Origin of the sequence: Chitinophaga chungangae (assembly GCF_017742215.1) — a bacterium.
GTDB lineage: Bacteria > Bacteroidota > Bacteroidia > Chitinophagales > Chitinophagaceae > Chitinophaga > Chitinophaga chungangae.
Genome location: NZ_JAGHKP010000002.1, coordinates 829,670 through 841,470 on the forward strand (window position 1 = coordinate 829,670; position 11,801 = coordinate 841,470).

The 11,801-nt window shown below is 53.9% G+C and carries 9 protein-coding genes; 8 read left to right on the plus strand and 1 reads right to left on the minus strand.

All coding sequences use genetic code 11. The features are described from left to right. The first annotated feature begins 161 nt into the window (after positions 1-161). From gltB to J7I43_RS11535, 4 genes are all read left to right on the plus strand, one after another. Positions 162-4,691, plus strand: a complete 4,530-nt coding sequence (gltB, locus tag J7I43_RS11520) for a glutamate synthase large subunit (RefSeq protein WP_209145823.1) — start codon at positions 162-164, stop codon at positions 4,689-4,691. Between the two features lie 36 nt (positions 4,692-4,727). Then, positions 4,728-6,203 carry a glutamate synthase subunit beta gene (locus tag J7I43_RS11525; protein ID WP_209145824.1) on the plus strand — a complete coding sequence of 492 codons (1,476 nt, stop codon included), beginning with the start codon at positions 4,728-4,730 and terminating at the stop codon, positions 6,201-6,203. Between the two features lie 163 nt (positions 6,204-6,366). Continuing rightward, positions 6,367-7,215, plus strand: coding sequence for a KPN_02809 family neutral zinc metallopeptidase (ypfJ, locus tag J7I43_RS11530; protein ID WP_209145825.1), 849 nt, complete (start codon positions 6,367-6,369; stop codon positions 7,213-7,215). After that, positions 7,212-7,766 (plus strand): putative glycolipid-binding domain-containing protein, encoded by a 555-nt coding sequence (locus J7I43_RS11535; protein WP_209145826.1) that lies wholly within the window; start codon positions 7,212-7,214, stop codon positions 7,764-7,766. The genes ypfJ and J7I43_RS11535 overlap by 4 nt, the downstream gene beginning before the upstream one ends. Here J7I43_RS11535 and J7I43_RS11540 read toward each other — a convergent pair. Continuing rightward, complete coding sequence (locus J7I43_RS11540) at positions 7,763-8,809, minus strand: lipase family protein (protein ID WP_209145827.1); 1,047 nt, start codon at positions 8,807-8,809, stop codon at positions 7,763-7,765. The genes J7I43_RS11535 and J7I43_RS11540 overlap by 4 nt on opposite strands. Positions 8,810-8,920: 111 nt before the next feature. On the opposite strand from J7I43_RS11540, the gene J7I43_RS11545 reads away from it, so the two are divergent. The 4 genes from J7I43_RS11545 (at position 8,921) to J7I43_RS11560 (ending at position 11,772) form a co-directional block, all read left to right on the plus strand. Continuing rightward, positions 8,921-9,418 (plus strand): GNAT family N-acetyltransferase, encoded by a 498-nt coding sequence (locus tag J7I43_RS11545; protein ID WP_209145828.1) that lies wholly within the window; start codon positions 8,921-8,923, stop codon positions 9,416-9,418. Positions 9,419-9,425: 7 nt separating this feature from the next. Continuing rightward, positions 9,426-9,794, plus strand: coding sequence for a septal ring lytic transglycosylase RlpA family protein (locus J7I43_RS11550; RefSeq protein WP_209145829.1), 369 nt, complete (start codon positions 9,426-9,428; stop codon positions 9,792-9,794). Between the two features lie 99 nt (positions 9,795-9,893). Further along, positions 9,894-10,424 carry a hypothetical protein gene (locus J7I43_RS11555; RefSeq protein ID WP_209145830.1) on the plus strand — a complete coding sequence of 177 codons (531 nt, stop codon included), beginning with the start codon at positions 9,894-9,896 and terminating at the stop codon, positions 10,422-10,424. A 76-nt stretch (positions 10,425-10,500) separates the two neighbouring features. Next, a complete protein-coding gene (locus J7I43_RS11560) occupies positions 10,501-11,772 on the plus strand; it encodes a DUF3472 domain-containing protein (RefSeq protein ID WP_209145831.1) in 1,272 nt (423 codons plus the stop codon). The last annotated feature ends 29 nt before the right edge of the window (positions 11,773-11,801 follow it).

Sequence of the window (11,801 nt, forward strand, 5' to 3'; positions counted from 1 at the left end):
AATTTTTCTAAATTTTGGCCCTTTAATAGAACTTTCTGTAAAAAATACCGCATTCTCTTAGTATCTTTAAACCGTTCCCAAAGCAATTACGGTACCTAAGCCTGGGGCATAAACGCCTGCGGGAGGAGTGTATCTGATAAAAAGGAAAAATTAGAAAGCCAATGGAAAAAGTGAGCCAAGAGTTGGGTTTGTATCGTGCGGAGTTTGAACATGATGCGTGCGGTACGGGCTTTACCGCCCATATTAAAGGTAGGAAGTCGCACCAGATTATCCGTGACGCGCTGACCATGTTGGAAAACATGGAGCACCGCGGTGCGTGCGGCTGTGAACGTACTACCGGTGATGGGGCCGGCATTCTCATCCAGATGCCGCATGAATTTCTGTATGCGGAATGTCTGAAATTAGGTATCCGCCTTCCCGAAACCGGTAAATACGGCGTGGGAATGGTGTTCTTCCCGAAAGAGCCCCGCTGGCGCGAAGAGTGCCGCGAGATCATACAACGCTGCGCGGAAAAACTGGGCCTCGAAATTCTCGGTTACCGTAAAGTGCCCGTTCGCCCGGATGGCATCGGCGAAACCGCTTTGTCCGTAGAGCCGGAAATCGAACAGCTGTTCATCGCTTGTCCTTACCAGATCTCCGATCCGGAAGAGTTCGAGCGCAAATTGTTCGTACTGCGTAATTATATTACCAAAACCGTTCGCAATTCCATCCCGAAAGATAAAGCCGAAATTTATTTCGCATCGCTGTCCAGCAAAACGATCGTTTATAAAGGACAGCTCACCACTTACCAGGTAGGTCATTATTATACCGACCTCCGCGACGAGCGCATGGTATCCGCCTTCGGTCTTATCCACAGCCGTTTCGCCACCAACACCTTCCCCAGCTGGAAGCTCGCGCATCCGTTCCGTTACATCGCCCACAACGGCGAGATCAACACGCTGAAAGGCAACCTGAACTGGCTGCGCGCAGGCGAAACCAGCTTCGTGACCAAATATTTCACGCCCGAGGAAATGGAAATGCTGTCGCCGATCGTAGACGAAGGCCAGTCTGATTCCGCCTGCCTCGACAACGTGATCGAACTGCTGAACCTCACCGGCCGTTCCCTCCCGCATGTAATGATGATGCTGATCCCCGAAGCATGGGATGGCAACGATGCGATGGACCCCGTGAAAAAAGCATTCTACGAATACCACGCTTCCCTCATGGAGCCCTGGGACGGCCCCGCTTCCATCTCTTTCACGGATGGTAAGCTGATCGGCGCTACGCTGGACAGGAACGGCCTTCGCCCTTCCCGCTTCGTGGTAACGAAAGACGACCGGGTGATCATGGCTTCCGAAGCCGGCGTATTGCCCATCGATCCTAAAAATGTAAAAGAAAAAGGCCGTCTCCAGCCGGGCAAAATGTTCGTGGTGGATATGGAACAGGGCCGCATTATCGGCGACGAAGAGCTGAAGCAGGGCATTTGCTCCCAGCAGCCTTACGCCGAGTGGCTGAATAAATATAAGATCCGTCTCGACGAACTGCCCGAGCCGCGTGTGACTTTCACGCACCTCGAGCAGGAGCAGATCTTTAAATACCAGCGCGCTTTCGGTTATTCCACCGAAGACCTGGAAACGATCATCGCGCCGATGGCGATAGATGGTAAAGAGCCGATCGGTTCCATGGGCACAGACGTTCCCCTGGCCATTCTCAGCGATCAGCCGCAACACCTGGGCAACTATTTCAAACAACTGTTCGCGCAGGTAACCAATCCGCCGATCGACCCGATCAGGGAAAGACTGGTGATGAGCCTGGCCACTTTCCTGGGCAACAACGGCAACCTGCTCGACGAAGATCCGCTGCACTGCCACAGCGTGGCACTGCCGCACCCGATCCTGACCAATTACGAGCTGGAAAAGATCCGCAGCATCGATACCGGCATCTTCCAGGCTAAAACTTTACATACTTATTTCAAGGCAGACGGTAAGCCCGGCTCTCTCGAAAAAGGCCTCGCGCGCCTTTGCCGTTACGCGGTAGACGCAGTGGAAGACGGTTTCGAGGTGATCATCCTGTCAGACAGGGCGATCGATTCCGAGCACGCCGCTATTCCTTCCCTGCTGGCGCTTTCAGCCGTACACCACCACCTCATCCGCAAGGGTTACCGCGGGCAGGTTGGCCTGGTAGTGGAAGCGGGCGATGTTTTGGAAGTGCATCACTTCGCGTGCCTGCTGGGTTTCGGCGCCACCGCCATCAACCCGTACCTGGCGCTCAGCACCATCCGCGACATGCGCCTGAGAGGCAAGCTGCAAACGGACCTGGACGTAGACAAACTGAAAAAGAACTATATCAAAGCCATCTGCGAAGGGCTCTTTAAAGTGTTCTCCAAGATGGGCATCTCCACCCTGCAATCTTACCAGGGCGCGCAGATCTTTGAAATACTCGGCATCAACAAATCCGTGGTAGACAAATATTTCACCGGCGCCGTTTCCCGCATACAGGGCATGGGCCTCGATGAGATCGCACAGGAAACGCTCGCCAAACACTGGACAGGTTATGGCCGGAAAGAAACGCCGGTACAGCGCCTCAGCACTGGCGGCGTATACCAGTGGAAACGCAAAGGTGAATTCCACCTTTTCAACCCCACTACCATTCACCTGCTGCAGTATTCCACCCGCATGAACGATTACGGCATTTTCAAAAAATATTCAAAAGCCGTAAACGACCAGAGCGAAAAAGCAGCCACGCTGCGCAGCCAGTTCACCTTCAAACGCAACCGCAACCCGGTGCCGATCGAAGAAGTGGAATCCGCTGAAAGCATCCTGAAACGTTTCGCCACCGGCGCGATGAGCTTCGGCTCCATCAGCCACGAAGCCCACTCCACGCTGGCCGTAGCCATGAACCGCATCGGCGCGAAAAGCAATACCGGCGAGGGCGGCGAAGACGAAATGCGGTATGAGTTATTGTCCAACGGCGATTCCATGCGCTCCGCCATCAAACAGGTAGCATCCGCCCGCTTCGGGGTAACCAGCTACTACCTGACCAATGCGGACGAGCTGCAGATTAAAATGGCGCAGGGCGCCAAACCCGGCGAGGGCGGCCAGCTGCCCGGCCACAAGGTAGACGATTGGATCGGCAAGGTTCGTCATGCTACGCCCGGCGTAGGTTTGATATCGCCGCCGCCGCACCACGATATTTATTCCATCGAAGATCTGGCCCAGCTGATCTTTGACCTGAAAAACGCCAACCGCGCCGCGCGCATCAGCGTGAAGCTGGTATCGAAAGCCGGCGTGGGCACCATTGCCGCGGGCGTTGCCAAAGCGCATGCCGATGTGATCCTGGTTTCAGGGCACGACGGCGGTACGGGCGCATCTCCCATCAGCTCCATCAAACACGCTGGTTTGCCCTGGGAGCTTGGCCTGGCTGAAACGCACCAAACGCTCGTTCGAAACAAACTCCGCAGCCGCGTAACGCTGCAAACCGACGGTCAGCTGAAAACCGGCCGCGACATTGCGATCGCCACGCTGCTGGGCGCCGAAGAATGGGGCGTAGCCACTGCCGCTCTCGTAGTGGAAGGCTGCATCATGATGCGCAAATGTCACCTCAACACCTGCCCCGTGGGCGTTGCCACGCAAGATCCCGATCTGCGCAAACGCTTCAACGGTTCGGCCGATGCCGTAGTGAACTTCTTCCGCTTCCTGGTCGCCGAGTTCCGCGAGATCATGGCCGAACTGGGCTTCCGCACCGTGGAAGAAATGGTGGGACAGGTAGACGTGCTGAAAGTACGCGAGAACATTACTCACTGGAAATACAAACGCCTCGACCTTTCTCCCGTACTGTACCGCGAACCGGCTTCTGACGAAACCGGCCTGTACAAACAGGAAGAACAGGACCATGGCCTGGCGGAAGTGCTCGACTGGCAGCTGCTGAAAGCCGCTAAACCCGCGCTGGACAATAAAACCCGCGTGTATGGTACTTACAAGGTGAAAAATACGGACCGTACCATTGGCACCATTCTTTCCAACGAAATTTCCAAACGTTACAAAAGCGAAGGGTTACCGGAAGACACCATTCACAATAAATTCACCGGTTCCGCCGGCCAGAGCTTCGGCGCGTTCAACACCAAAGGCGTAACGCTCGAGCTGGAAGGCGAAGCGAACGACTACTTCGGCAAGGGCCTTTCCGGCGCCAAGCTGATCCTTTACCCGTCTACCGAAGCGGGCTTCAAAGCGGAAGAGAACATCATCGCGGGCAATGTGGCGCTGTACGGCGCAACATCCGGCGAGGCGTACATCCGCGGTAAAGCCGGCGAACGCTTCTGCGTACGCAACTCCGGCGCAACGGTGGTAGTGGAAGGCACCGGCGACCACGGCTGCGAATACATGACCGGCGGCAAAGCCGTGATCCTCGGCGAAACGGGCCGCAACTTCGGTGCGGGCATGAGCGGCGGTATCGCTTTCGTGTACGATGTGAAAAATACCTTTGCGGCGCAGTGCAACCTGGATATGATCGACCTGGACCCTGTGGGCGAAGAAGACGCGGCCATTCTCCAGGACCTGATCACCAAACACCACGCTTATACCAACAGTACGGTGGCCAAGTTCATCCTGAAAGACTGGGAGAACCAGCTGCGCCACTTCGTGAAAGTGTTCCCGAAAGAATACAAGGCGGCCCTCAAGGCAGCGGCCACGAAAAGCGTGAAGAGCAAAGCGTAACAAACAAATTTTAAAAGCGGACAAGCAGAGACAGATATGGGTAAACCAACAGGATTTCTGGAATTTACAAGGGAGCTTCCCGGCAAAGCTGATCCCAAACAAAGGGTGAAGCACTACAATGAATTTGTGGAGCGGTTCAGCGAACCGAAGCTCAACGAACAGGCGGCGCGTTGCATGAACTGCGGCGTTCCCTTCTGCCACAGCGGTTGCCCGCTGGGCAACGTGATCCCGGAATTTAACGATGCCGTTTACAGGAAAGACTGGCAGGAAGCATACGACGTGCTTACTTCCACCAACAACTTCCCCGAATTCACCGGTCGTATTTGCCCGGCTCCCTGCGAAAGCGCCTGCGTACTGGGCATCAACCAGCCGCCGGTAGCCATCGAGGAGATCGAAAAACATATTATTGAAGTTGCTTTCGATAAAGGACTGGTAAAAGCCAAAACACCGCGCGTGCGCACCGGCAAAAAAGTAGCCGTGATCGGTTCCGGCCCCGCTGGGCTGGCCGCCGCCGCACAGCTGAACTATGCCGGCCACAACGTAACCGTGTTTGAAAGAGACGATAAGCCCGGCGGCCTTCTCCGCTATGGCATCCCGGATTTCAAGCTGGAAAAATGGGTGATCGAGCGCAGGATATCGCTGCTGGAAGAAGAAGGCATCGAGTTCCGCTGCAACGCCAACGTAGGCGTAAACGTGAGCGTGAACGACCTGCTGCGCGAATACAATGCCGTAGTGCTGGCGGGCGGTTCCACCATTCCCCGCGACCTTAACATTCCGGGCCGCGAACTGAAAGGCGTGCATTTCGCCATGGACTTCCTGAAACAACAGAATAAAAGGGTAAGTAACATAAAAGTAGACGGTGAAGACATTCTTGCAAAAGGAAAGAATGTAGTGGTGATCGGCGGTGGAGACACCGGTTCGGATTGCGTAGGCACTTCCAACCGCCATGGCGCGGTCAGCGTCACGCAGCTGGAACTGTTGCCGAAACCTCCGGGCGAAAGAACGGAGCTGATGCCCTGGCCTACTTACCCGATGGTGCTGAAAACCTCTTCTTCCCACGAAGAAGGCGCGGACCGCAAATGGGCCATTGCAACGAAAAAATTCGTGGGCGACGACAAAGGCAACCTGAAAGGGCTGCTGCTGGTAGACCTGCAATGGTCGCTCGGCGAAAACGGCGCACCGGCAAGGTTCACCGAAGTGCCTGGCTCGGAAAGAGAAGTTCCCTGCGAACTGGCTTTCCTGGCAATGGGTTTCTTACACCCGCAATATAAAGGACTGCTGGAAGACCTCGGCGTTGAAACAGACGACCGCGGCAATGTGAAAGCGACTGAAAAAGCTTATCAAACCTCCATCCCCAAGGTATTTGCAGCGGGCGACATGCGTCGCGGGCAATCCCTGGTGGTATGGGCGATCAGTGAGGGGCGCGAATGTGCGAGAAAGGTAGATGAGTTTCTGATGGGCAGTTCCCAATTGGAAAGCAAGGACCATTCGTTGATGTTCTTGTCTATGTAACCCGATTTTTAAGTCTTCTCATAAGCAGGTTTAGATTTTGTTGTAACCTTCAGCCGGGCCGGGTTTTTACCCGGCCTTTATTTTTCCCTGAACCTTCGGCCGGCCATGAATTTGATATTGTTTTTATTTGTTAAATTTATATTCCTAACCAAATTGAAACTCTATGCGTTGGCAAGGACGCCGCCAAAGCGGTAACGTTGAAGACCGTCGCGGTTCATCGCGCGGGGGCCTGGTGGCAGGCGGTGGCATCGGCGCCATCGTGATCGCCGTGATCATTTATTTCCTCGGCGGCGATCCCTCACAGGTGCTCGACATGCAACAACAGCAAGCCGGCCCGCAACAACAACTTTCGCCGGAACAGCAGGCTGCCGAAGCGGAAGCCGATTCACTGGTGCGCGTAGTGCTGAAAGAAACAGAGGATGTCTGGAACAAAGAGTTCGCGCAGATGAACCAGCAATACGTGGAACCAAAACTGATCCTGTTCTCCGGGATGGTGCAATCCGCCTGCGGCGGCGCATCCGCGGCATCCGGCCCGTTCTACTGCCCGGCAGATCAGCAGGTGTACATCGACCTTTCTTTTTACAACGAGCTGGAAAACCAGCTCAACGCCCCTGGAGATTTTGCCATGGCATACGTGGTAGCGCATGAAGTAGGTCACCATGTGCAGAACCTTCTCGGCATCTCCGAAAAAGTACAAGCACAGCGCGGCCGCCTCAGCGAAGCGGAGTACAATAAACTCTCCGTGAAACTCGAACTGCAGGCCGATTTTCTCGCCGGCCTCTGGGCCCATCATACCGCGAAACTGCAAAACGTGATCGAGCCGGGCGACATCGAAGAAGCGCTGAACGCCGCCAACGCCATCGGCGACGACCGCCTGCAGAAACAGTCGCGCGGATACGTGGTGCCCGACGCATTCACACACGGAACTTCCGCCCAAAGGATGTACTGGTTCAAGAAAGGTTTTGAGACCGGCGACATCCGCCAGGGCGATACCTTCAATAACGAACGATGAAAAAACAGATCGTCTGGAAAGCGCTCCATTACGAAATGATGGAGTATTGCAACGTGGAGATCACGGAAACGGATATACGGATCGACGGGTCCATTGTCGGGTTTGGAGACGACACGCCTTTTTCCGTTACCTACGATATTATTACAGACCGCAACTGGGAAATAACCGCCCTCGAAATGGCCGTGGAGCGCTCGGGCGATTGCACCTGGATCTCCATCCAGCGCGATCCTGACGGTAAGTGGACCCAAAGCGGCCACCCGCGCCCCGAATGGTTCGAATGCACCGACATCGATATTTCCCTCACCCCTTTCACCAACACCCTGCCCATCCGCCGCCTCAACCTGCCGCTGAACGAAAAACGCGAACTGCAGGTGCTTTACATCAACGTTTTCGACAACGAGATCAAACCGCTTTCGCAATGTTATACCCGTCTTTCAGAAAATAAATATCTCTTCGATGGCGTGGCGAAAGATTTTAAAGCGGAGATCACTGTAGACGAAGATGGCCTGGTAACGGACTATCCCGGGCTTTTCACCCGCGTGAATCCTTAATATTTGTAATGTTTTTTCAGCAAAAAAAGATAGGCTTCCGGCGCATGATGCACAAAAACATTTTTGCCGTCGAAAGGAAAATGCTGATGATAATCTGCATCCGCCAGCAACACGACGGGCGTGCCGCAAGTCATGTAATTATTGCTGAAAGCGTACGCCGGCTGTTGCATTTCTTTCAGATGCCGGTGTGAGATCTTGTACATAAATCTTCCCAGGTACTTCTGAAACCTGCGCACAGAGCGGTTGGTAGTCCGCTGCATTTTGTTGTACACGCCCCGCGCATACCACCGCACGATCAGGTTTTGCTGTTTGATCTGTTTGTCCGCATTCAGAAAAGGATTGATCCTGTTAAAGTCTCCTTTGGTTTGCAGGGAGAGCGGCGTTTCCGGCACCCAGTCGTCGCTGTTCACGATGCGGAACGCCCAGCCGTTGGCGGTGATGCTTTCAAAATCGTACGCATAATACAGGTTGCCGGGTTTGGGCGCGGCGCTGCAATAGGTTTTGTATCGAATGTCTGAAGGCATGCCGGGCAAATATTGCAGGTACGAGCGCGTGAGAAAAGCAATCGCGCCGCCCTGGCTGTGGCCGACGATGATAAATTCTTTCACGCCTCCGGCATACATGGCTTTGATTTGTTTTACGATATCAGGTGCCATAAAACCGAGCGCGACCGTCCAACCCACATGCACATACGCGGTGCTGTCGTTGGCCGCCAGTTTGTAATCCCAGTGGGTGGAATCGTTCAGCTGCAGCGTGCCGTTGGCGGGGATCATGGCGGCGTAGAAATTAGCGAGCCAGCTCACGTCTTTCGGAATAGTGCCGCGGATGCGGATCACGCCCACGCCGTCGTTTCTTTTCCACACCGCGAACCGGTTAAAAAATCCTACTTCCGGGGAAAGGTATACGAGCGAAAATTTTTCAGGGTGTTTTTTACTGAAGCTGGCGCTGTCTCCCCGTTCGGGAAGGCTCATCACATCAACATATTCCTGGGGATCGAAACCGGGTTTCAGTTGCTGTGCCTGGATGGGGAGGAAATGCAGCACAGGAGAACCCACAAAACAGGGCGCATGCGTTTTTTTGTAAACATAACAAAAAAGATGTTCTATTGTTGATATCGCGTAAATTGCAAATCTCGTACCCTTATCCGAAACTATATGCTTACGATTTCCATGGCAACGCCGGAACAAACCCACATCATCCGCGGGATCGCGCAAATTACGTGGCCGGTTACGTTTGGCGATATTCTCACCAAAGACCAGCTGGATTACATGATGAACATGATGTACAGCGAAACATCGCTGCACGACCAGATGCGCAACAAAGGCCATGTGTTCCTGCTGGCGCAGGCTGACGGCGAGTTTGGCGGTTATGCTTCTTACGAATTGAATTACCGGGGCAAACCGGTATCAAAGTTGCATAAAATATACGTGCTGCCGCATATGCAGGGCAAAAACATGGGCCGGGCGCTTGTGAGCGAAGTGGCCGCCATTGCGAGGAAAGCCGGGATGGAATACCTTTCATTGAACGTGAACCGCCAGAATAACGCAGTCGGTTTTTACGAACGGTACGGTTTCACGAAAGTGGGGGAAGAAGATATCGATATCGGGAATGGTTATTTTATGAACGACGCGGTGATGCAAATGAAGTTATAAACAGGCTATGATACCAACAAAAAACCTGATGCCAATTCTGGCGGTGATGCTGCTGCTCACCGCTTCCTGTTCACGCAAAGTGACGCAGAGCGGAAAAGCGTCTTATTACGCAGACAAGTTCCAGGGCCGGAAAACCGCCAGCGGCGAGACTTTCAAACAAAACCGGATGACAGCCGCGCATCAAACCCTTCCTTTCGGCACCAAAGTAAAAGTAACCAACCTCGACAACGGCAAAACCATAAAAGTTCGTGTAAACGACCGCGGGCCCTTCGTTTCCGGGCGCATCATCGACCTGTCCAAAAAAGCGGCGCGCAAGCTCGGCATGGTGCAGGCGGGCGTTGCGAACGTAAAGATCAAATACAAAAAGAAACGGTAAAACCTTTCCGCGCTTGTTAATTCTCCTTTAAAAACAGTGCCCTCCGCTTTCTTTTAACAAAATTTCGTCATATATTCGGGTAAAGTGATGTGTTCACCCATGGATAGCTGGTTTTATCTTCCCACCGTTTCCGATGAACGCCCTCCGATGACCAACTTGCCCACTTACCCGGATTTTACCCTTACCCTTTCCGGCAACGATTGGCGGCAGGCAGAATTTATCAACATCAGCAAACTGTGTGCAGTTGGCGAGGAGGTGGATGAGATCAAGGAAGTATGGATCAATCACAGCCGCGAATTTACCGACGGCGTCCGTTCCTTTCATCGGCTTCATATCCGCCGCCACATTGGCGCAGCGGAACTTTTTATTCCTTTGTTCGAACTGAAGGCCCTTCTTAAAACCCACACCCTTGGCAGCATTGCGCTCGACGACCGGCCGGGTTTCGTTAAACACGGTTTTGCCCTCAACACGCCCACCGGCTACTTTTACGGTCTTGAAGAAAACGGCGTCGTAAAATCTCTCGGCGTACATACGGCCACCGGCCTGGCAGACCGCGAGATCGCCCGCCTCGTTAAAAACTTCTCCCTCATTTACGTTCACTGGTGCAACTGCAACATCCTCACCCCATGAACCGATGTCTCAGCCAATTGTCACTTTTTACCCGCCGCGCTTGCATCTGCGGTAACTCTCGATTTTATTTGTAATCATGAATAAGATAAGCTACTCTTTCCTGCTGCTGGCGGCGCTGGCAACAGGCCATACCCTGCGGGCCCAATCCCCTGCCGCTTCTTCGGAAGTTGTGCTGCCCGGCTTCACCGCGTACGCCGTTCCCGAACAGGAAGGCGTAGATATCTCCGGCCGGCGCGGCGTTACCAATTGGAAAGACAGTTCCAATGCCGTTAATTTTTATTTCCATGCCGCCAGCACCGGTTCGCTTAAGATCGGCCTGCAAGCCAAAAGCGACGCCCCGGCTAAAGTGCGTGTAAGCATAAACGGCACGGAAAAGATCGTGAACATCCCCGCGGGTGCAGACTTTGCGGCTATTCCCGCATTGCAGACCAAACTGAAACAACCCGGATTTTACACCATTTCGCTGAAAGGCGTGGAAAAACAGGGCGGCGTGTATGCAGATATCAAAGGCGTAACGCTCGAAGGCGCGGCCACAAAAGATATCCAGTTCAACCCCAAACCCTGGCGGCGCTCCGCTTCCGTGCACCTCAACTACACCGCGCCCGAAGGCGCCGAAGTGGAATGGTTTTACGGCGAGATCAAAGTGCCGGAAGGGCAGGACAAACTCGGCACTTATTTTATGTCCTGCGGCTGGCACCGCGGTTATTTCGGTATGCAGGTAAACAGCCCCACCGAAAGAAGGATCATTTTTTCCGTATGGGATTCCGGCAAAGAGCCGGACGACCGTTCGAAAGTACGCTACGAAGACCAGGTAACGCTGCTGGGTAAAGGAGACAGCGTGGTGGCGCAGGGTTTCGGCGGCGAAGGCACCGGCGGCCACAGTCACTGGGTGTACAACTGGAAGGCGGGCGAAACCTACCGTTTCCTCATGCATGCGGTTCCCGTGGGCACTACCACGCAATACACGGCGTATTTTTATGTGCCCGAGCATAAGGAATGGAAAATGATCGCGAGTTTCCGCGCGCCAAAAGACGGCAAATACATGGGCCATCTGTATTCTTTCCTCGAAAACTTCAGCTTTGAGAACGGCTATCAATACCGCAAAGGATATTACGGCAATCACTGGGTAAAAACCAGTAAAGGCGAATGGATCGAGCTCACGAAAGCGCGTTTCAGCAACGATGCAACGGCCCGCGCCAAAGACCGTCTCGATTTCGGCGGCGGCTCCGAAAACGGCATGTTTTATCTTTGGACGGCCGGTTTTGTGCCTGCCGACGCCAAAATGAACGATGTTTTCGAACGCGCGCCGCTCGGGAAAGCCCCGGAGATTGAGCTGCCTAAATTCTGATCTTCATCTTTTTATAATAGGAAATCCCG